The organism is Afifella aestuarii, assembly GCF_004023665.1.
GTDB lineage: Bacteria > Pseudomonadota > Alphaproteobacteria > Rhizobiales > Afifellaceae > Afifella > Afifella aestuarii.
Map to the genome: position 1 here is coordinate 913,402 of NZ_SAUF01000002.1, position 21,599 is coordinate 935,000.

The following is a 21,599-nucleotide window of genomic DNA, read 5'->3' on the forward strand; positions in this document are numbered from 1 at the left end:
GAGCGTCGGCTGTCAGGTCGGATTTAGGTGGGTTCCGGAGCGCCGCGAGGAAAAACCCGGCCCGGCATAGGAGATGACCGGCGAGCGCATGGGCCGTGGCGGCGGATCGATCCGCCGCCAGCCTCAGATGACGAGCTTTTCCGTCGGCCCGGATTCAAGCTCCCACCAGGCTTCCCAGGCGCCGTGTCGACGGGCGAGCCTCAGATAGTTTCGTTCCGCCGTGTAGATCGTGCTCTTGCCGGGGAGAGGCAGGAGTTTGATCGGATGCTGCTTCAAGGGGGCGGAGCCGAAGCTTGCAAGCGCGCCGAGGGTGGCTGCATAGGCTTTCGGCGGCGGCGGGTGGGTGATGCCGGAGGCGACGAGCTGATGGAGGTCGCCGGTATCGGAGGCGAGCGTGCCGCGGGTGGCGAGATGGATCTCGCCGGAAAGAACCGTGAGGCGCGTATCGTCCCGCTCATGCGCGGCAAGAAGCGTGCGCAGGAACTTGCACCATTCCTCGCGATGCGTGCGGCTTTGCCACTGATCGCGCAGATCGTCCTCGTATTTCTCCGCGATCGGCGTGATCCGCATCACCGCCTCGATCAGCGACAGACGAGGTCCGAGAGCCGGCACGCTCGACAACAGAAGGATGCGGCCGTCTTCGGCGTCGGCGAGCGCGGTTGCGAGCGTGCGCCAGCCCGCCGGTCCCATGATCCGGTCGCGCCGTCGCTCCGAGCGCAGATCGGGCGCGACCAGTGTCAGCCCCGGCATGTCGACGCGCCAGGTGAGCGAGGTGCCGGAGGGGTCGAGACAGGTTTCGGGCAAGGCCCCTTCGACGGCGCCCATCTGGAAGAGCAGGAAGTGCTCGCGTGCCACCGCGAAGACGGCGTTGCCGACGGGTGAATCGAGTTTCTTGTCCGGAAGCGAGCCCCAGCCGTCGCAGATGTCGTGGTCGTCCCACATGGCGAGCGAGGGGACGCGGCAGAGAATGTCGGCAATAGCCGGCTGGCCGTAGAGCTCGAGATAACGCTGCAACAAAACCCGGCGCAGGGCGGCGACGACCTCCGGCACTTCCGCGCCGGAATTGGAGCCCGGATCGCCGCGATCGCGGCCCCATTCGCGCGTCAGCGGATGCGCTTGGAGGATCTCGTCGGCATAGATCTGGTCGCCGCCATGCAGAAGAAGATGCAGCGGCTCTCGCGCATGCGCCGCGTCGAGGCGCGCCCAGAGGACATTGCGGCTTTCCTCCGGCCGTTCCCGGTCGCCCTCCTCCTGGCCGTTGCAGGAGACGAAGGCGACCGCGAGATCGCCGTCATAAGCGGTGTTGACGACATAACGCGTGCCTTCGAGCTCGTACCAGGCGGCTTTCTGCACGTCGGCGCCGGTCGGCAAGGTGAAGGTGTAGCGCAGCGCGAGGAGGCCATAGCGCGACAGGAGAAGCTCCGGCTCGACCGCACCGTTGCGTGTGACGAGGTTCGGAAGCTCCGGCATGAACGGGCGGATGAGGAGCACGGCGAGCCGCACGCGGTCCCCCTCCATACCGCGCAGGAAGAGAAGCGGCTTCAGCCGTCCGGCGAGGCGCTGCAATTCGGCATTGTCGGCCATGTCTGGGACGCGGCCGGTCATGGGGTGTCGTCTTTCGGCGCGCCTGTTTTCGGCGTGCCCGTCGCGCGGGCAGATGTCACGGACGAATCGAGCATGGAACCTCGGCGGCTACGCGGTGACCGTGGTAAAACGCTGCGTGCGCCTGTCAACGGCGCCATCGTCGCGCGGGAGCCCGATGCTCAGCCCAGAATGTCATAGGCCGTGCGCAGAAAGATGCGCGCGCCGATGGCGATGAGATCGTCCGGGAAATCGTATTCGGGATCGTGCAGGGGCGGATGGGTCTCGCCGGCGCCGAGGAAGAGGAGGGCCGATTTCGCGCTCGCGCCGAAACGCCCGAAATCTTCCGAGGCGCGCATCGGCTCGCCGGGAGAATGGAAGATCCGCTCATGGTCGAGTGCCACGCGGAGATGCGCAACCGCGTCGGGATCGTTGTCTGAGGCGAAGAAGACGTCCTCATAGGCGATGTCGAAGGAGAGGCCGAAAGCGCCTGCCATCTCCGCCACCAGCGCCTCGGCGCGGGCGACGAGCGCCTCCATGCGCGCGTCCTGAAGCGTGCGGAGCGTCGCAAAAATCTCCGCCTCGCCGGGAGCGATGCCGAAAGCCGGCTCGCCCATCGCCGCATGGGTGATGGTGACGAGCGAGAAATCCTCCACGAGCGCGCCGCCCGCCGCGAGAGCCGTCAGCTCCGGCATCAGCCGTGCGATGGCCGGCATCGGCGAGAGGCCGGTCTCGGGCTGCGAGGCATGTGCGGTGCGACCGGTGAGGGTGATCTTCATGCCCCGCGAGGCGCAGGCGGCGGCGCCGTCCTTCAGGGCGACATGGCCGAGGCGGAGACCCGGAAAATTGTGGAGCGCGAAGGCGAAGTCGGGCGCGATCTCGGCAAAGCGCGGATCGGCGAGGATGGCGGCCGCGCCCGCGCCTGTCTCTTCCGCCGGCTGGAAGAGGAGAATGACGCGGCCGCTTTCGGGGCGCCGGCAGGCAAGGCCGCGGGCGACGCCGGCAAGGATCGCCATATGCCCGTCGTGCCCGCAAAGATGGCCCTTTCCGGAAATCTCCGAGCGGTGCGGCGCTTCCGTGCATTCCACGATCGGCAGTGCATCGAGCTCGCAGCGGAACATGAGCGTAGGGCCGGGCCGGCCGGATTCATAGAAGGCCGCGAGCCCATGCCCGCCGAGCCCCCTCATGAGCCGGTCGGGTGTCGTCGGTTCAAGGAAGGCGGCGACTTCCGCGGCGGTCTTCTCCTCCTCGCCGGAGATTTCGGGGCGCTGGTGGAGTTTTCGCCGCCATTCCGTCAGTTCGACGATGTCGCGATTGGAGAGGGGCATGGACGTGTCCGGAGGCTGAAAAAGACGAGGCGAGAGCGGCGGACGAGGGAACGTTGGAGACCCTCGCCCGTTCGGCGTGCCAGGGCGCAAGGTGGCACGACCCTTTGAGGCGTGCCACCTTGCGCGCATGAGAACAAGTTCGGAGATCAGAATGAAGCCTGCCGCAGCCGCGACCTTTTTGAGCCTTTCCATGGCGATGTTTCCGGCATGGGCGGCGGCCCAGTCGAACCTCAGCGGGGCGCATGAAGTCGGCGAACTGACGAGCGTTCAGGCGACGCTGGAGGACACGCCCGATTCCTCCCCGGCGACGCTTCGCGTGCGCGGCCTGATCACGGCGCCGGAGCCTTGCCAGGTCGCGACGGCGGAAGCGGTCGGAGAGGGGGAAAGCGAGACGGCGGGCATCGCCCGCGTCCTGAAGATTCGTGTGACGACGGCGCGTGCCTCCGAGGACCAGGCGTGCACGCAAAAACTCACCGATCTGCAGTTCCAGTTCACGCAGGAGGCGGGCTTGCGTGAATTCGAGGAGGTCGAGGTCATCTCCGACAGAGACATCGAGCGCGCTTTGGTCGAACTCGCCGAATAAGTCTGGCGCGCCGAATGGCCGGCGGACAGGTCGAACTTGCGCCACTTTGCAAATCCGTATACTTTGCATTGCAGAGTTAATCGGAGCCGCTGGTGCGCGACCTTCAAAAGGCCCTCGCCGATATCGATGAGATCCGCAACCAGATGGCGGCGGCGACGGCGTTTCGTGGTTTTGGGCCGGGCGCGCTCGCCACGACCGGGGTGCTCGCCTTTTTTATGGCGGCGGCGCAGCAGGCTCTGATCGGCGCACCGCTTGCGAACCCCATCGCCTTTTTCGGCGGCTGGATCGCCACGGCCATGATTTCGGCAATCATCATCGGCGTGGAGATGGCGGTGCGAACCCGGCGCCATCATGCCGGGCTCGCCGACGCGATGCTCTACAATGCCGTGCAGCAATTTCTGCCGGCGGGCGCGGCGGGAGCGCTTCTGACGCTCGCCATCGCGCGCGTCGCGCCGCAGGCCCTGTGGATGCTGCCGGGCCTGTGGCTCGTCTTCGTCAGTCTCGGGGTCTTCGCCTCGGCACGGTCGCTGCCGCGCGGCATCCACCTCGCCGGTGTCTGGTATTTCGTTTCGGGCTTCGTCGTCTTGGCGCTTGCGAGCGAAGGCCCGCATCTGTCGCCCTGGATGATGGGTATTCCCTTTTCGGTCGGACAGGTGGCGATCGCCGCGATCCTCTATTTCGCGCCGGGAGAGGCCGATGGTTGAGACGAAGGGCACGTCCGCCCCGCCTGCTGCGCCCTATTCCTATGAAGGGCTCGACCGGGTGATCCATGAAAAGGCGCGGCTCGGCGTTCTGACCTCGCTCGCCACGCATCCGAAAGGCCTTGCCTTCGCCGATCTCAGAAAACTCTGCGGGCTGACGGACGGCAATCTGAGCCGGCATTTGCAGGTGCTCGAAGAGGCGGGGCTCGTGCGTCTCGACAAGGGCTTCGAGGGTAAGCGCCCGCTCACCACCTGCCGCATGACGGGAGAGGGGCGCCGCCGTTTCGTGGAGTATCTCGCGGTTCTGGAGCGGGTCGTGCGCGATGCTGCGGGTGCGACGGGGGCTGCGGATGAGGAGAGAGAGCCCGTCGATGCCGAGGACGCGAAGGGGCGGCTTCGGCCAAAGCTCGCCTGATTTCTCTTTTTTTGCCAGGAGGCTTTGTAATGCAAAGTGATCGCGACGACAGACTTCATGTCGCCATCATCATGGACGGCAACGGACGATGGGCGACGGCGCGCGGCCTTCCCCGGAAAGTCGGCCACGAGGCTGGCATCGAGACGGTACGCCGGGTGGTGCGCGCCGCCCCTTCGGAAGGCATCGGCACGCTGACGCTCTACGCTTTTTCGAGCGACAATTGGCGCCGGCCGAAGGCGGAAGTGGCGGCGCTGATGCAGCTTCTGCGGCACTATCTCGCCGGCGAGGTGGACGAACTCGTCGAAAACGGTGTCCGGCTCTCCGTGATCGGGCGGCGAGACCGGCTTCCCTTCGGGCTTGGCGCCGCGATATCGAGGGCGGAGCGGGCGACGGCGGCGGGCCGAAAACTCCATTTGCGCATCGCCTTCGATTATTCCGCCCGCTGGGCGATCGCCGAGGCCGCAAGAAACTGCGCCGCAGCGGGCGACATCTCCGAGGAAGCGATCGCGAGCCGAATGTCGGGAGCCGCAGCATCGCCCGACGTCGATCTCCTTTTGCGCACCGGCGGCGAAAACGCTTAAGCGATTTTCTCCTCTGGGAATGCGCCTATGCCGAACTCGCCTTCACCGGGGTGATGTGGCCCGATTTTGCGGCCGGCGATCTCGCCGAGACCGTCGCTGCCTTCCATCGCCGCGAGCGCCGCTTCGGAGGCCTGCCGGGTGAGGCGGTCGAAGACCGCTCCGCCGCCTGAAATCCGTACATTTCGCGAGCCGACATTCTCGCCGCGCGTGCCCGCGTGCCTCACAGAGATTACGGCGTGTCGCGGAAGAGCCATGATCGCGCGATGACGCGCCCTAAGCTCATCTTTGAGGATCGGGACTTCAAGGGAGCGGGGAATGCGGGACAAAGCGCGCGTGGTGGTGATCGGGGGCGGCGTCGTGGGCGTTGCGACCCTCTATCACCTGGCGAAAAAGGGCTGGTCGGATGTCGTTCTGGTGGAGCGGCGCGAGCTCACCTCCGGCTCCACCTGGCACGCCGCCGGCCTCCTGCCGCTCTTCAACATGAGCTACTCGGTCGGCCAGATCCACAAATACTCCGTGCGCTTCTACCAGGAGCTGGCGGAAGAGACCGGCATGGATACCGGCTTCCGCAAAGTCTCCAATGTGCGTCTTGCGCGCACCAGGGACCGCTGGGACGAATATCAATATTATGCGGGCGTGGCGCGCACGATCGGCGTCAACGTCGTCGAGATGACGCCCGAGGAGATCAAGGAGCGCTGGCCCTACGTCGACACCGACGGGATCCTGGGCGCCATCGCCCATCCCGATGACGGCTATATCCAGCCGGCCGATCTGACGCAGGCGCTCGCCCGCGGGGCCCGCAATCTGGGCGCTGAGATCAACCGCTACACGACCGTTTTGGGACTCGAGCAGCAGCCGGACCATTCCTGGATCGTGAAGACCGACAAGGGCGACATCCACGCCGAGCATGTCGTTTCCGCCACGGGCAATTTCGTGCGCAAGACCGGCGAGATGGTGGGTCTCGAAATCCCCGTCATCCCGGTGGAGCACCAGTATATCGTGACGGAGCCCATCCCCGCGATCCAGGAATTCCGCCGGAGCGGCGGCGCCGAACTCTGCGTTTTGAGAGAATCCGATTCCTCCTGGTATATGCGCGAGGAGGCGGGCGGCCTTCTGCTTGGACCTTACGAGAAAGGCGCGCCGGTCTGCTATGTCGAGGGACCCGATCCCGATTCCGAATACGAGCTCTTCCAGGAAGATCTCGACCGGCTGATGCCGCATGTGGAAACGGCGATCACGCGCGTGCCCTATTTCGGCGAGGTCGGCGTGAAGAAGGTCTATAACGGCGCCATCGCCTATACGCCTGACGGCTCGCCGATGGTGGGTCCGGCCTGGGATCTGAAGAATTTCTGGCTGAACGAGGGGCATTCCTTTGGCGTGACGGCGGCGGGCGGTGCCGGCTGGCAGCTCGCCGAATGGATCGTCGAAGGTGAACCCTCGCTCGATCTGACCGGCGTCGATCCGCGCCGCTTCGGCCCCTATGCCTCACGCGGCTATCTCAAGGCGAAGAACGAAGAGGCTTACGCCAACGTCTTCACCATGCACTATCCCGACGAGGAGCGGGCGGCGGGCCGGCCCCTGAAGACCGCGCCGTGCTATTCGCGCATGGCCGATCTCGGGGCGGTCTTCGGCTCCGTCTATGGCTGGGAGCGGCCGAACTGGTTTGCGCCGGCAGGCTATGAAGTGCCGGCCGAAGAGCTCGACGTCGACGACACGCTGACGAACGACAACCATCCGCCCGCCGACCATACGGGAAAGATCCGTGAGCGCTGGTCCTTCCGCCGCTCCAATTATTTCCCCTTCGTCGGCGAAGAGGTGAAGAATGTTACGAACGGCGTCGGCGTGCTCGACATGTCGGCCTTCGCCAAGATCGAGGTCTGGGGACCGGGCGCGCGTGCCTGGCTCGAGACGATTTTTGCCAACCGCATTCCGAAGAAACGTGGGCGCATCGCGCTCTGCCATCTCCTGACGCCGTCTGGTGGCGTGCGCTCCGAATTCACCGTCTACGAATGGGCGAAGGACCGCTTCTATCTCGTCTCCGCGGGCGCCTATGAGCGCCACGACCACGATGTTTTGATGAAGCTCGCGCCGATGGACGGGACGGTCCGTCTGCGTCCCATCACGACGCAGATGGGGGTTCTGGTCGTCGCCGGCCCGCGCTCGCGCGAGCTTTTGCAGAAACTCACCGATGCGGATCTCTCCAACGCCGCCTTCCCGTGGCTGTCGGGTCGCTTCGTCAATATCGGCATTGCCCAGGCGCATGCGCTGCGCGTCAATTTCGTCGGCGAGCTCGGCTGGGAGCTGCATCATCCGATCGAGATGCAGAACACGATCTTCGACCTTCTTATGCGGGCGGGCGAAGAATTCGGCATCAAGCCCTTTGGCATCCGCGCGATGGATACGATGCGGCTCGAAAAGAGCTACCGGCTCATCCCGCGCGAGCTGTCGATCGAATACACCGCCTATGAGAGCGGCCTCGACCGCTTCGTGCATCCCAACAAGGGCCAGTTCATCGGCCGCGACCAGCTCGTGGAAGCGCGCGAGAAGGGCGACCGCTGGACCTTCGTGACGATGGAGGTGTCGGGCGTCACTGATGCCGATGCGCGAGGTTCCGAGCCGATCTTCAAGCCGGGAACCGACGAACTCGTCGGCCGCGCCACCTCCGGCGGCTATGGCTGGCGGCTTGGTGCCTCGCTGGCGCTTGCGATGGTCCGCCCCGAAGAGGCCGATCTCGGCGGCGAGCTGGAGATCCAGATTCTCGGCGAGCGCAAGCGTGTCACGATCATCGAGGAGAGCCCGTTCGACCCGAACAATGAGAGATTGCGGGGATAGTCTGAGACACAATATATGATTGACTTGAGGTGATCTTCCGGCATCACCATGGGGTATGGTTCGGAAGAGGTCTCTGCTTGAGAAGATGAGAGCCAATCCGCGAGCGGATTGGCAGATGACGGATATTATGCGGGTTTGTGCGGAGCACGGGCTTGTCATTGTGCCTCCGACAAGTGGCAGTCACTACAAGATTTCTTCTCCTGCGCTACCTGATATCCTGACCGTGCCGGCAAGACGGCCGATAAAGCCCGTTTACATACGGCATCTGGTGAGCCTTTGTGATGCTCACCGGTATTGGTCTGCCAACAGGGAAAATGGGCATGACTGACTACGCGATCGTGATTGCTCCCTTGTCGAACGAGGATGGAGGCGGCTTTGTCGGGCGTGTCCCTGATCTTCCAGGCTGCATGTCGGATGGCGCGAGCGCCGAAGAGGCGCTGAGGAACACGCAGCTGGCGATCGTGGAATGGATCGAGGAGTGCAGACGCCTAGGTCGCAGCTTGCCTGAGCCCGGGGCCGGTCGAAGCAATCTCACCGTGTCGTTCGATCCGAACAATGAGAGGCTCAGGGGATAGGGCGGCGAAAGCGTCTTGCCGGGCTTTCTCGGGTGGCTGTAGAGAGGGCGCCATGACCTTTCCGACCGCCCAGACGCCCCCCGAAGACTGCACCACGATGGACGAGGTGCGCGCCGAGATCGACCGGCTGGACCGGATCCTCGTGACGCTCCTGGCCGAACGCCAGCGATACATCGAAGCCGCCGGGCGGATCAAACCGCGCGCCGATGAGGTTCGGCTGCCCTGGCGGATCGAGGATGTCGTCGCGAAGGTGCTTGCGGAAGCCCGCGCGCAAGGGCTCTCGGAGAAGATCGCCGAGCCGGTCTGGCGCGAACTGATCGATCGCTCGATCGACCATGAGCACGAGGTCTGGGACCGGCACCGGTCAGCGGCCGCGGAAAAGAGCTCCTAGAGCGCTTCTATCGGCCGCCGTATGCCGGCGACGCCGAGCCACCCTTAAGTCGAGCGCGAGGCGACCTCGTCGAGGTGATGGAGGAGGTCGGCCGGGTCTTCATAGACGCGGAGCGCGCCGGCGCGTTCGAGCTCGTTCTGCCCGTAGCCGCCGGAAAGAAGCCCGACGCCGAGTGCCCGGCAGCGCGCCGCCGCCAGCATGTCCCAGATGGAATCGCCGACGACGATCGAGCGTTCGATCGGGACATCGAGACGGCGGGCGGCTTCCACGAAGAGATCCGGATCGGGCTTGGCGTGGCGCACCTGGTCGCGCGTGACGACGGTCGCTGTGTCGGGGTCGACGCCGAGCGCCTTCAAATTCGCACCGGCCGTCTCCATCCGCCCGCTGGTGGCGATCGCCCAGGGGAGGTTCTGCTCGCTCAAGGTCTTGAGAAGCTCCGAGGCGCCGGGCAGCGGCACGACCGAATGCACGAGGCGCTGATAGGCCTCCGCATGCAGAACGCGCAGCCGCTCGGCCATATCCGGGCCGACATCCTTGTCGATCTCGCGCAGGAGCTGGTGGGTGAAGAGCCCGCCGCTCATGCCGATCTTGCGGTGGATGCGCCAGACGGAAAGCGCAATGCCTTCATGGTCGAGCGCTTCGCGCCAGGCGAGAACGTGCTGATAGACGCTGTCGACGAGCGTGCCGTCGAGATCGAAGAGGAAGGCGTTGGACAAGGAAATCTCCATGCTGCGCTCGCTTGGGGGGAGGGGCGCTGCAGGGGAAAGAGGGCGATAAGCGATCACGTCAATCGGTCGGAGGCTCAGGCATTAGCAGCCATGCGCTGATCGACGCGAAAAGCAAGCGATTAACAACTTTAGGTTATAGCTGTTGATGCGTTCTGTCGACCGAACCAGAGTATTTGATGATTGGGGTTGTGCATGCGATTTCTACATCTTTTGTCGGCGCTCGGCTTGGCGGCGTGCACATCGACGCAGTCGACGGTTCCAGGGCCGTCTGGTCAGCCAGTTCATCAAGCAAAATGCTCCGGCTCTTCGGACGCCTGTCTAAGGAAAGCTGCTGCCACCTGCGGCGGACCTTACCAGGTTCTCGACAGCCATAGCAGCCGTGGTGGGCTCATCATCGATGATGGCTCCGGTATCATCAGCTGGTACTACCTGACATATCAATGCGGAAAGTCAGATGGACGAATGCCGAGGTTCGAATACCGCGGTGGCCCATCGATAAATGTGAATGCCGGCCCACCCCTTCGTATGCCGACTACCACGCAGTGTCAGAGGGTTGGGCACATGATCTCGTGCAGTTCGCTCTAGGGGAGCCGTATTACACCTTGGCCGGGCAGCTTCCACTGACCCCCATCCGGCAAATGTGATTTGGACGGACGCGACCGATGCCGGATGCTTCTTGCATGCGGCCTCGTCCGATCCTGTCTCTGTGCCTGACACTTGCGCTGGCCGGCGCGGGCATGCGGGCCTTTGCGGCCGAGGACACGCCCGTCGATCTCGAACTCGTGCTCGCCGTCGATGTTTCCTGGTCGATGGATTACGACGAGCAGGTGTTTCAGCGCGCGGGCTATGTCGCCGCCTTCCGCGATCCGGAGGTGATTGAAGCCATCCGTTCCGGCGGCTGGGGGCGCATCGCCGTCACCTATGTCGAATGGGCGGGCTCGAGCCTGCAAGAGGTCATCGTGCCCTGGACCTTGATCGAAGATGCGCCCACCGCCCATGCCTTTGCGCACGCGCTCGATACGACGACGACCGGCCGCCTGCGCCGCACCTCCATCTCCGGTGCGCTCGGCTTTTCTTTCTCCGCCTTCGACGACAACGGCTATGCGGGGCTGCGCCGGGTGATCGACGTGTCCGGCGACGGACCCAACAATCAGGGCCTGCCGGTGACGGTGGAGCGCGACCGGCTCGTGGCCGCAGGGGTGATCATCAACGGCCTGCCGATCCTCCTGAAAGGGTCGAGCGGCCGCGGCTTCATGTCGATCCCGAACCTCGACGCCTATTACGAGGATTGCGTCATCGGCGGCACCGGCGCCTTCGCATTGCCAATCCGCGATGTCAGCGAGTTTTCGACGGCCATCCGCCAAAAACTGCTGTTGGAGATCGCCGATTACCGGCCGGCAAAGCCCTTTGTGCAGAAGGTGGAGGACGCTCCACGTGTCGATTGTATGATCGGCGAAAAAATGTGGATGCGCTGGCGGCGCATGAACGACGATTATTGAGGCGACGGGCTACGCCATCGGCTTCTCGCGCCCCTGGCGTTCCTGTTGCGGCGAGCGGCCGTAGAGCTCGCGGTAGCATTTGGAAAAATGCGAGGCGGAGACGAAGCCGCAGGCGACGGCCACTTCTACGATCGGCACGTCCGACTGGATGAGGAGATGGCGCGCGCGGTCGAGCCGGATTTCCAGATAATAGCGCGCCGGGGAGCGCCCGAGATTGCGCCGGAAGAGCCGCTCGATCTGGCGCCGCGACAGGCCGGCGTAACGGGCGATGTCGAGCAGAGACAGGGGCTCGGCGACGTTCGCTTCCATCAACTCGATGATGAAGAGAAGTTTCGAGTTCTGCAGGCCGAGGCGGGCGCGCAAAGGCAGGCGCTGGCGGTCCTGCGAGCCGCGCATGCGGTCCGTCAGAGCCTGTTCGCAGACCTTGGTGACGGTGGTGTCGCCGAGATCGATGCCGATGCGATGCAGCATCATGTCGAGCGCAGCCGTGCCGCCGGCGCAGGTGGAGATGTTGTCGTCGACTTCGAAGAGATCGGCGTAGGCTTCGGCTTCCGGAAACCGCTCCTGGAAGGCGGGCAGCGATTCCCAATGGATGGCGCAGCGCTTGCCGTCGAGGAGGCCGGCATCGGCGAGCACCCAGGCGCCGGTGTCGAGGGCACCGATGCCGATTTTTTGGCGGTGGAGCGTGCCGAGCCAGCTGTTGAGCTCGCGGTTGTGGAAACGCTCCACGCCGAGCGAGCCGCAGACGAAGACGAAGTCCGGACGGTCGTCCGTGCGCGCCCGCTCCTTCGCTTCCTTGAGCGACATGTCGGCATTCACCGCAATGCCGTTGGAGGCCGCAACGGGGGTGCCGTCGAGCGTGATGACGCTCCATCGGTAAGGGGCGTGGCCGCTCATCCGGTTGGCGATGCGCAGGGGCTCGACCGCCATCGCGAAGGCGAGCATCGTAAAGTTCGGCAGCAGGAAAAAGGCGTAGTGATGCGTCCGGGACGCCGGTGAGACAGGCTTGTTCGGCTTTTCTTTCACCGACGGTCCGTGCAATGGCACCTCCCACCGACCGATCAGGTCGAGCGCCTATGTCGCAAACGGGCCATTGGCCCAGATTGGAAACGCTAGTAGGTCTTTGCTCGCGTGACAATGGCATGACGCGCCCGCCGGCGGCTTTCCTTGCTTTTGAGGCAAAGCCGTTTCGATCAAACGAGGCAGACAGGCAAAGGGGAAGACTTTTGAAGAGCGACATCGAGATTGCGCGGGCGGCTGCGCGCCGGCCAATCTGGGAAATCGGCGAAGGGCTTGGTATTCCGGCAGAATTTCTGGAGCCCTACGGCAACGACAAGGCCAAGGTCGCCACCCCTTTCATCGAATCCTTGCACGAGCGGCCAGACGGTAAGCTCATTCTCGTGACCGCCATCAGCCCGACGCCGGCCGGCGAAGGCAAGACGACGACCACCGTCGGCCTCGGCGACGGCATCAATCGCATCGGCAAGAAGGCTGTGATCTGCCTGCGCGAGCCCTCGCTCGGACCCTGCTTCGGCGTGAAGGGCGGCGCGGCCGGCGGCGGCTATGCGCAGATCGTGCCGATGGAAGACATCAACCTGCATTTTACAGGTGATTTCCACGCGATCTCGACCGCTCACAATCTGCTGGCGGCGATGATCGACAACCACATCCATTGGGGCAACGAGCAGGATCTCGATCCGCGCCGGGTCACCTGGCGGCGCGTCATGGACATGAACGACCGGGCGCTGCGCGACATCGTCTGTTCGCTGGGCGGCGTGGCGAACGGCTATCCGCGCGAGACGGGCTTCGACATTACCGTCGCCTCGGAAGTCATGGCCATTCTCTGCCTGGCGGAGGATCTGGAGGATCTGGAGCGCCGGCTCGGCAACATCATCGTCGGCTATCGCCGCGACAAGAGCGCGGTGACGGCGCGCGACCTGAAGGCCGACGGGGCGATGGCGACGCTCCTGAAGCAGGCGGTGAAGCCCAATCTGGTGCAGACGCTGGAGAACAACCCGGCCTTCGTGCATGGCGGACCGTTCGCCAACATCGCCCATGGCTGCAATTCCGTCATCGCCACCAAGACGGCGTTGAAACTCGCCGATTACGTGGTGACGGAAGCGGGCTTCGGGGCCGATCTCGGTGCCGAAAAGTTCTTCGACATCAAGTGCCGGATGGCGGGATTGAAGCCCGATGCGGTGGTGCTGGTTGCGACCATCAAGGCCTTGAAGATGAACGGCGGCGTGGCGAAGGAAGATCTGGGCCGCGAAGATGTGGCAGCGGTGGAACGCGGCTGCGCCAATCTCGGTCGGCATCTTGAGAATATCGGTCAGTTCGGCGTGCCGGCGGTCGTCGCGATCAACCATTTCACCAGCGATACCAAGGCCGAGATCGATTGCGTCAAAGCCTATGTGGGAGAGCTCGGCGCCAAGGCGATCGTCGCCCGGCACTGGGAAGAGGGGTCGGCCGGCATCGAGGATCTGGCGCGCGAGGCGGTGATGCTCGCCGACAGCGGCACGGCGGATTTTTCGCCGCTCTATCAGGACGACCTCTCGCTCTTCAAGAAGATGGAGGCGGTGGTGCGGCGCATCTATCGCGGCGCGCATGTCGCTGCGAGCGAGACGGTTCTGGCGCAGCTTGCCGAGTGGGAGGAGAAGGGTTTCGGCCATCTTCCCGTCTGCATGGCGAAGACGCAGTATTCCTTCTCCACCGATCCGCATCGGCGCGGCGCGCCGGCGGGTCATACCGTCCCCGTGCGCGAGGTGCGGCTGTCGGCCGGCGCAGGCTTCGTCGTCGCCATCTGCGGGGAGATCATGACCATGCCAGGCCTGCCGAAGGAGCCGGCGGCAGAAAAGATCCGCCTGAACGCAGAAGGGTTGATCGAAGGTCTCTTTTGAAGCTTTTAAAGCGGCTGGTGCGGACACCGCACCAGCCACAAGGAAGAACGACAAGAAACGATCATCTCAGGGAAGGAAACAGCATGGCGGAAGCCGCAAAGATCGCACTCGTCACCGGCGCCGGGTCCGGCATCGGCAGGGAAACCGCTTCGGCCTTTTTGATGGCGGGCTGGAAGGTCGTGCTGACCGGCCGGCGCGAGGCGCCCTTGAAGGAAACGGTTGCGCTTGCGGAAGCCGACGAGGGGGATGCGCTGGTCGTGCCGGCCGATGTCGCGGATCCGCAATCCGTCGATGCCTTGTTCGGGAAGATCGAGGAGGCTTACGGCCGGCTCGATCTTCTCTTCAACAATGCCGGGGCAAACACGCCGGGCGCGCCGATCGACGAGATTCCGGTCGCAGAATGGAAGAAGGTCGTCGACATCAATCTGACCGGCTCCTTCCTGTGCGCACGTGGTGCCTTCGCCCTGATGCGGCGGCAGAAGCCGCAGGGCGGCCGCATCATCAACAACGGCTCGATTTCGGCCTATGCGCCGCGGCCGGGCAGCGTGCCTTATACCGCGTCGAAGCACGCGATCACGGGTCTGACCAAAACGCTCGCTCTCGACGGGCGGCCCTTCGACATCGCCTGCGGCCAGATCGATATCGGCAATGCGGGAACCGATATGGCGGCGGCCCAGGCAAAGGGGGTGCCCCAGGCGAACGGCAGCGTCGCCGTCGAGCCGCTCATGGATGCGCGCGAGGTGGCGGATGCCGTCCTGCACATGGCGTCGCTGCCTCTGTCCAGCAACATCCTCTTCATGACGGTGATGGCGACCAAGATGCCGTTCGTCGGCCGCGGCTGACAGCGGCCATCGGGCGTCTTCGGAGCGAACGCGCACTGTTCGGCAGTCCTCACTGAACTTTCCCTGGTCCCGGCTGTGTCGGGGCCAGAGAGGACGCGCGTGGCCCCTCCCGGATGACGGCGTCAGGCGCGGAGGCTCAGGCCGCGCGCGCACCGGCCTTTGTTTCGGAAAGCGCGGCTTTCAGCGGCTCGAGATAGGCTTCGTAGGCGCGCCAGGCTTCGACGCGCCTGGTATGCACGGGCTCCCGCACCTGCGCATGCGAGGCAGTCTGCGTGAGGCGCTTGCTTTCGTGGAAGGCAAGGCAGCGCGGATCCCAGGGGAGGCCGGCCGCATCGACGAGCTTCGGCGCGGCGTTTTCCGGATCTCCGACGAGCTCTTCATAGCGGCATTCGAACACCGTCTGCGGCAGCACCGTCGTGACGTGCGCGGTGAGCTCTTCATAGAGCCCATAATAGCGCCCGAGCGTAGTGAGATCGCGCCGATAGGCGTGCCAGTCCCCGAGATCGGTGGTGAAGCAGGAAAAGCAGGTCGCCATCGGATCGCGCCTGGCGTGAATGAAGCGCGCCTTGGGGAAGAGAAGGGCGATCAGCCAGAGATGCAGGAAATTGTGCGGCGTCTTGTCGGTGATGCGCGCCGCAGGTCCCGCGATCTGTTTGAGCCGCTCCAGGTAGAGGGGCGCGATGCGCGACAGCTGTGCCCCATCGAGACTGTGCAGATGTGCGGCGAGCTTTTCTGGCGGCACGGCGTTGCGCTCTCGCGTGAAGCGGATGCCGAGTTCGGAGACCGCGCGCTGAAAGAAGGGGAGCTCGCCTGCAGCCGCCGCCTGCGGATGCGCGGTGACGATCTGCTCCATGAGGCTGGTGCCCGAGCGCGGCATGCCGAAGATCAGAACCGGCACCTCGCTGTCGTGGCCGATGCTGCGGCGCTCTGAGAAGAAGTCGGGCGTCACCGCCTCTTTGAAGGCCGCCACCATCTCGGCGAAATAGCCGAGATCGAATTCCGGCAGCAGGGCATTGCCGGCGGTCGCATGGGCGAAGGATTTCTCTTCCCGCTTCAGCCGTCGGTCGAGGCCGGAAAGGCCGAAATGCAGCATCCGCCGTTCGACCTTTGGATGCTTTGCGTCCTCGGCCATCGCTTCGATGTCGGCATATTCCGGCGGTTCGGCCTCAAAGCGGCCGGCTTCCAGCAGGCCGGCATAGACGACGGGGCGTCTGTCGCCAGAGGCGAGCATGTCCCGGTAGAGTTTTTCGGCGTCGGCATTGCGTCCGCGATAGAGCACAAGGCCCGCGAGCCTGAGCTTTGCCGTCGGGTCGCGCGGATTGAGCTCGGCCGCCCGGCGCAGCATCTCTTCCGCCTTGTCGGCGTCGCCGGCGCGCAGATAGGCGCTGCCGAGGGCAGACAGAAGCGCCGGCGCCTTGGGCGCGAGCGAAACCGCCTCCTTGAGCTGGCGGAGGGCGGAACTGATATCGCCGCTTTCCAGATAGGCGAGGCCGAGAAGATGGCGCGGTTCGGGCTCCTTGCGTTTGGCGGCGACGGCCGTCTTCAGCGGTTCGATCGCGTCGGCCGGGCGGCCGACCCCGAGGAAGATGCGCCCGATCGCAAAATTGATCTGTGCGTCCCGAGGCAAAAGCGTCTGGGCCTGACGATAATGGGCGAGTGCCGCATCGAGCCGTCCGGCGCGCTCAAAGCCTGCACCTTTGGCAACGATGGAGGCGGCCATGGCACGCTTTTCCTCCGGCGAGCGCCGCTGCTTGCCGTCGGCCGAATGCGAATTGTCGTGGGTCATGGATGTATGAAGATGAATCCCGGCATGCTTGTCAATCGACGGGTGGGAAGCCGCACGGGCTTTTTGGAAACCGTGCGTTTCCCTTCAGAAATAGTGATGGCGCCGGGGCCGGCTCAGTCCGCGGCGACCATCCCACCGCCGCCCATATGCTGCGGTTTGCGCATGAAGAGGATGAGCGGGAGCACAGCGAGCGTGATCAACATCATCAGTTTGAAGTCGTCGATATAGGCGATCATCATGGCCTGCTGGTTGATGCTCTGGCTAAGGACGGCGATCGCCGTCTCGCGGCTCGCCCCGAGCGAACTCGCCGCCTGATCGAGCATCGGGTTGAACGGCGTGATATGCGCGCCGAGTTCGGCGTGGTTGATCTGGACGTTGTGGGCGAGCACCGTCGTGACGACGGAAATGCCGACGCTCGAGCCGATATTGCGCAACAGACTGAAGAGGCTGGCGCCATCCGTGCGGAAGCGCGGCTCCAGGGTCGCGAAGGCGACGGTGGAGAGAGGCACCATGACGAGCCCGAGCCCCAATCCCTGGATGATGCCGCTCGAGATGAGCAGATGGTTGTCCATCAGCGGGGTGAAGCTGCTCATCTGATGCAGCGAATACGCGGTGAGGCACAGGCCGCAGAAGATCAGGATGCGCGGATCGACCCGCTGCACGAGCCGTCCGACGACGATCATGGAGATCATCGTACCGACGCCGCGGGGGGCCAGAACGAGACCTGTCGTCACCACCGGATAACCCATGATGTTCTGCAGCATCGGCGGCAGAAGGGCGAGGGCGGCGAGCAGGATCATGCCGACCATGAAGATCAGCACGAGGCCGGTGACGAGATTGCGGTCCTTGAAGATCTTGAGGTCGAGGAACGGATGCTCCGTGCTCAGGGCGTGGATGATGAAAATCCACAGGCCGGAGATCGTCAGGCCGAGTTCGATCCAGATTTCGGGCGAAGAGAACCATTCCACCTGTTCGCCGCGGTCGAGCAGCATCTGAAGAGCGCCGATGGCGATGGCGAGCATCGCAAAGCCGAAGAAATCGAAGCCGCGATGCCGGCGCTCCGTATCCGGGAGAAAGACCAGCATGCCGATGAAGGCGACGATGCCCACGGGCAGGTTGACGAAAAACACCCAGCGCCAGTCGAAGGTGTCCGTGAGCCAGCCTCCGAGCGTCGGGCCGATGATCGGGCCGATCATGATGCCGGCGCCCCAGATCGCCATCGCCTGGCCGTGCTTCTCCTTCGGATTGATGTCGAGGAGCACCGCCTGTGAGAGCGGCACGAGGGCAGCGCCGCACAATCCCTGTAGGACGCGGAAGACGACCATCATTTCGAGGCTGGTCGAGAGACCGCAGAGCATGGAGGTGGCCGTGAAGCCGACGACGCTGCCGAGAAACAGCTCGCGCGTGCCGTAGCGATCCGACAGCCAGCCGGTGACCGGCGTCATGATCGCGGCGGCGACGATGTACGAGGTCAAGACCCAGGTGACCTGATCCTGCGTCGCCCCGAGGCTGCCGCGCATGGACGGCAACGCCACGTTGGCGATGGTCGTGTCGAGGATCTGCATGATCGTCGCCAGCATGATGAACACCGTCACCATGGGGCGATTGATCTCGCGCGGCGCCGCAGGGGCCGCCGCGTCCTGGGTCGTGGAAGTGGCCATGGTCAGTGCTGCGTCACACCCTGGGCCGCGACCGTCTCATGCGCCTGGGCCGTGGTGGTGGGAAAATCGAAGCCGAGAAAGGCGAGGCCTTTTTCGACGAACTCTGGCAGTTCCGGCGAGCGGCCGGTATCGACGGTGGCGCTGACGCTCATGCCGGTGCGCAGGGGGACGTCTTTCGGCAGATCGGCGATTGCGATGCGCACCGGGATGCGCTGGACGACCTTCACCCAATTGCCGGTGGCGTTCTGCGCCGGCAGAAGCGAAAACTCCGAACCGGTGCCCGCGCCGACACTCGCCACCCGGCCTTTCAGCGGATGGTCGGGATAGGTGTCGACGTCGATTTCGACGGGCTGGCCCTCACGCATATAGGTGAGCTCGGTTTCCTTGTAATTCGCTTCGACCCAGACTTCGTCGGTCTCCACGAGGCTCAGGACCGACGTGCCGGAGGTGACGTACTGGCCGACGCGCAGCCGGTCCGTCTGGCTGACGATGCCGTTCGCCGGCGCCGTCACCACGGTGTGATCGAGGTCGAGCTCGGCTGCTTCCAGCTTTGCGAGGGCCTGCATGACTTCCGGATGATCGTCGGTCGCGATGTCGGGATTGCCGGCAAGCGCCGCCTTGGCACTCATCACGCTCTGCTCGGCTGACCGGGCCTTCGCCTGCGCCTGCTGCAGATCGAGGCGCGCCTTGTCGAGGGCCGATTGCGAGACGAAACCGCGATCGTGCAGGCGGTCCTGGCGATTGAACGTGTCCTCGGCGAAGGTGAGAGACTGATCCGCCGATTCCTTATCCGCGACCGCCGAGGCGTAGGCGGCTTTCATGCGCTCCACCTCGAGGCGGGCAGAGGCGACCGCCGCTTTGGCCTGATCGACGGCGACGCGATACTGCGCATCGTCGATGGCAAAGAGGAGATCACCGGTCGTCACGGGTTGGTTCTCGCCGGCCCCGACCTTGACGATGCGCCCGGCGACTTCCGGCACGACATTGACCTTGTCCTGCTGGACATAGGCGTCTTCGGTCGAGATGTAGCGTCCGGAGGTCAGCCAGAAATAGCCGCCGCCGATGGCAAGGGCGAGCGGCAGCGCGATCATCAGCGCCACCCGCTTCTTGCGCGGCCGCTTCTTTTCGGGTTCGGGTGGGGCAGGATTCTGTTCGCGACTGTCCAAGGCTTCCAACACTTCGCTGGAGCCTTCGTCCTCGTCGTTCGTCTCGTCCACCCGGTTTTGTGCCGGAGCTTTGGATGGGCGCGCATCCGCGACGTCGTCGTCGGGGAAGAGCGGCTCCTCACGTGGCTTTAAATCTTCACTCATAGGCTTCAGGCTTCCACATGCTGACGCTGCGGTTCGACCTCTTCCCCGGGCCGTTCCGACAGATTGCTGACAATTCGTTCGAGCGCGGTAAGCAGGGTCGCGCGTGTCCCCTCCGAGAGACCGTTTTGCGCTTCCTCGAAGATCTCGTTTGCGAGATTGCGCATGTCCGGCAAAAGCTCACGTCCCTTGTCTGTGATGTGCAGCGTGCGGACGCGCCGATCGTTCGGATCCTGACGGCGTTCGATGAGGCCAGCAGTCTCCATGCGATCGACGTGACGGCAGACGGTGATCGGCTCCATGTCGAGAAGTGCCGCAAGACCGGCCTGGTTGATGCCTTCGATCTTGGAAAGGCGCCCCAAGATGTGAAGTTGCGCCGCGGTCATGCCGAACTGCCGTGAACTCTGTTCGAAGCGCCGCCTGAGCAGGCGCGCCGCATCCGTGATCAGAAATCCGAGTGAGGTTTTGTGCTCCATGGTCAGGCATATAATAAGCGTGCTTATAATGTGCAAATGAAATGTCCGTAAGGGACCTCATCCAAATGGCGTAGTCGGATAAGGCGAAAAGGGCGTAGAGCGACAATCGGACGTCGCTCGTGCATTTGCCCTTAACGCCTGCGGCGGCTAAACGGCTTTCATGCAGCGCTACAACGTCGTCCGCCTCATTCGAGAAGGCCTGAGCGGCCACAAGGGCTGGCAGCCCGCGTGGCGCAAAGCGGAGCCTAAACCCTCCTACGATGCGGTGATCATCGGCGGCGGCGGCCATGGGCTGGCGACCGCCTATTATCTCGCCAAGCTCCACGGCATGACCAACATCGCCGTCGTGGAAAAGGGCTGGATCGGCGGCGGCAATTCCGGCCGCAACACCACCATCATCCGCTCCAACTATCTCTATGATGCGTCGGCTGCGCTCTACAATCACGCGCTGACCTTGTGGAAGGATCTGTCGCGCGAGCTCAACTATAACATCATGATGAGCCACCGCGGTGTTCTCAATCTCGCCCATGATGAGGGCGAGGCGCGCCAGCTGAAGCGCCGCGTGGAAGCGAACCGCTTGAACGGTGTCCAGGCCGAGTGGCTGGAAGCCAAGGAAGTGAAGGCCTTTTGCCCGCCGATTTCGGTGGCGGCGGACGCCCGTTATCCGGTGATCGGCGCCACGTTGCAGCGCGACGGCGGCGTCAATCGACATGATGCCGTCGTGTGGGGTTTTGCGCGCGCCGCCTCCGATATGGGTGTCGACATCATCGAGCAATGCGAGGTGACGGGCATCGACACGGATAAGGACGTGATCACGGGCGTGCGCACGACGCGCGGCACGATCGCGACCGAAAAGGTCGCCTGCGTCACGGCCGGCCACACCTCGGTGATCGCCGGCATGCTCGGCCTGCGCCTGCCGATCGAAAGTCATCCGCTGCAGGCGCTCGTCTCCGAGCCTTTGAAGCCGGTTCTGCCATGTGTGGTCATGTCGAATGCCGTGCATGTCTATATGAGCCAGTCCTCGAAAGGCGAGCTTGTTATCGGCGCCGGCATCGATCCTTATCTGTCCTATACGCAGCGCGGCTCCTTCGACATCATCGAGCATCAGATGGCGGCGCTGATCGAGCTCTTCCCGTTCGTTTCGCGGGTTCGGATGATGCGCCAGTGGGGCGGCATCGTCGATGTCTGCCCGGATGCCTCGCCGATCATTTCCAAGACGCCGGTGAAGGGCTTCTATGTCGACGGCGGCTGGGGCACCGGTGGCTGGAAGGCGACGCCGGGGTCCGGTCACGCTTTGGCCGATCTCGTCGCCAATGACGAGCCGAACGCGATCGCCGCACCGTTCACGCTGGAGCGCTTCGTCACCGGCAACCTCGTGGCCGAGCACGGCGCGGCAGCCGTCGCGCATTAGGAGAA

The 21,599-nt window shown here is 64.3% G+C and carries 18 protein-coding genes and 1 pseudogene; 11 read left to right on the forward strand and 8 right to left on the reverse strand.

Translation table 11 applies throughout. From position 1 onward, the window contains the following. Positions 1-123: 123 nt before the first annotated feature. Both EO094_RS12680 and EO094_RS12685 read right to left on the reverse strand, forming a co-directional pair. A complete protein-coding gene (locus EO094_RS12680; protein WP_246008494.1) occupies positions 124-1,605 on the reverse strand; it encodes an alkaline phosphatase D family protein in 1,482 nt (493 codons plus the stop codon). A gap of 158 nt (positions 1,606-1,763) precedes the next feature. Continuing rightward, on the reverse strand, positions 1,764-2,909 hold the full coding sequence (locus tag EO094_RS12685) for an amidohydrolase (RefSeq protein ID WP_128292628.1): 1,146 nt from the start codon (positions 2,907-2,909) through the stop codon (positions 1,764-1,766). A 151-nt stretch (positions 2,910-3,060) separates the two neighbouring features. Here EO094_RS12685 and EO094_RS12690 point away from each other — a divergent pair, with 151 nt between their 5' ends. The 7 genes and pseudogenes from EO094_RS12690 (at position 3,061) to EO094_RS12725 (ending at position 8,987) form a co-directional block, all read left to right on the forward strand. Continuing rightward, complete coding sequence (locus EO094_RS12690) at positions 3,061-3,492, forward strand: hypothetical protein (protein WP_128292629.1); 432 nt, start codon at positions 3,061-3,063, stop codon at positions 3,490-3,492. A 92-nt stretch (positions 3,493-3,584) separates the two neighbouring features. Further along, positions 3,585-4,196: a hypothetical protein gene (locus tag EO094_RS12695; RefSeq protein WP_128292630.1), complete on the forward strand. Its 612-nt coding sequence runs from the start codon at positions 3,585-3,587 to the stop codon at positions 4,194-4,196. Continuing rightward, positions 4,189-4,608, forward strand: a complete 420-nt coding sequence (locus tag EO094_RS12700; RefSeq protein ID WP_128292631.1) for a winged helix-turn-helix domain-containing protein — start codon at positions 4,189-4,191, stop codon at positions 4,606-4,608. The genes EO094_RS12695 and EO094_RS12700 overlap by 8 nt, the downstream gene beginning before the upstream one ends. Positions 4,609-4,637: 29 nt before the next feature. Further along, a pseudogene (locus EO094_RS12705) lies at positions 4,638-5,359 on the forward strand (di-trans,poly-cis-decaprenylcistransferase). 145 nt (positions 5,360-5,504) lie between these two features. After that, the gene (locus EO094_RS12710) at positions 5,505-8,021 is read left to right on the forward strand and encodes a GcvT family protein (RefSeq protein WP_128292632.1); all 2,517 of its coding nucleotides are present in this window, start codon (positions 5,505-5,507) and stop codon (positions 8,019-8,021) included. Positions 8,022-8,341: 320 nt separating this feature from the next. Further along, the gene (locus tag EO094_RS12720; RefSeq protein WP_128292634.1) at positions 8,342-8,596 is read left to right on the forward strand and encodes a type II toxin-antitoxin system HicB family antitoxin; all 255 of its coding nucleotides are present in this window, start codon (positions 8,342-8,344) and stop codon (positions 8,594-8,596) included. Between the two features lie 52 nt (positions 8,597-8,648). Next, entirely contained in the window at positions 8,649-8,987 is a 339-nt protein-coding gene (locus tag EO094_RS12725) for a chorismate mutase (protein WP_128292635.1), read from the forward strand. A 44-nt stretch (positions 8,988-9,031) separates the two neighbouring features. On the opposite strand, the gene EO094_RS12730 is transcribed toward EO094_RS12725, so the two are convergent. Then, a complete protein-coding gene (locus tag EO094_RS12730) occupies positions 9,032-9,715 on the reverse strand; it encodes an HAD family hydrolase (protein ID WP_205649908.1) in 684 nt (227 codons plus the stop codon). A gap of 680 nt (positions 9,716-10,395) precedes the next feature. On the opposite strand from EO094_RS12730, the gene EO094_RS12740 reads away from it, so the two are divergent. After that, positions 10,396-11,214, forward strand: coding sequence for a DUF1194 domain-containing protein (locus EO094_RS12740; protein ID WP_128292637.1), 819 nt, complete (start codon positions 10,396-10,398; stop codon positions 11,212-11,214). 9 nt (positions 11,215-11,223) lie between these two features. On the opposite strand, the gene EO094_RS12745 is transcribed toward EO094_RS12740, so the two are convergent. Next, entirely contained in the window at positions 11,224-12,159 is a 936-nt protein-coding gene (locus EO094_RS12745) for a GlxA family transcriptional regulator (protein WP_128293379.1), read from the reverse strand. Positions 12,160-12,440: 281 nt separating this feature from the next. Here EO094_RS12745 and EO094_RS12750 point away from each other — a divergent pair, with 281 nt between their 5' ends. Together EO094_RS12750 and EO094_RS12755 are read left to right on the forward strand one after the other, a co-directional pair. Continuing rightward, on the forward strand, positions 12,441-14,111 hold the full coding sequence (locus EO094_RS12750) for a formate--tetrahydrofolate ligase (protein ID WP_246008495.1): 1,671 nt from the start codon (positions 12,441-12,443) through the stop codon (positions 14,109-14,111). 83 nt (positions 14,112-14,194) lie between these two features. Beyond that, entirely contained in the window at positions 14,195-14,953 is a 759-nt protein-coding gene (locus EO094_RS12755; protein ID WP_128292639.1) for an SDR family oxidoreductase, read from the forward strand. A 136-nt stretch (positions 14,954-15,089) separates the two neighbouring features. On the opposite strand, the gene EO094_RS12760 is transcribed toward EO094_RS12755, so the two are convergent. The 4 genes from EO094_RS12760 to EO094_RS12775 form a co-directional block, all read right to left on the reverse strand. After that, positions 15,090-16,739, reverse strand: coding sequence for a tetratricopeptide repeat-containing sulfotransferase family protein (locus EO094_RS12760; RefSeq protein WP_128292640.1), 1,650 nt, complete (start codon positions 16,737-16,739; stop codon positions 15,090-15,092). 113 nt (positions 16,740-16,852) lie between these two features. Continuing rightward, complete coding sequence (locus tag EO094_RS12765; protein ID WP_128292641.1) at positions 16,853-18,400, reverse strand: DHA2 family efflux MFS transporter permease subunit; 1,548 nt, start codon at positions 18,398-18,400, stop codon at positions 16,853-16,855. Between the two features lie 2 nt (positions 18,401-18,402). After that, on the reverse strand, positions 18,403-19,710 hold the full coding sequence (locus EO094_RS12770) for an HlyD family secretion protein (RefSeq protein ID WP_128292642.1): 1,308 nt from the start codon (positions 19,708-19,710) through the stop codon (positions 18,403-18,405). A 5-nt stretch (positions 19,711-19,715) separates the two neighbouring features. Then, positions 19,716-20,183: a MarR family winged helix-turn-helix transcriptional regulator gene (locus EO094_RS12775; RefSeq protein WP_128292643.1), complete on the reverse strand. Its 468-nt coding sequence runs from the start codon at positions 20,181-20,183 to the stop codon at positions 19,716-19,718. Positions 20,184-20,343: 160 nt separating this feature from the next. Between EO094_RS12775 and EO094_RS12780 the strand changes: the two genes are divergently transcribed. Next, the gene (locus tag EO094_RS12780) at positions 20,344-21,594 is read left to right on the forward strand and encodes a sarcosine oxidase subunit beta family protein (RefSeq protein ID WP_128292644.1); all 1,251 of its coding nucleotides are present in this window, start codon (positions 20,344-20,346) and stop codon (positions 21,592-21,594) included. Positions 21,595-21,599: the final 5 nt, after the last annotated feature.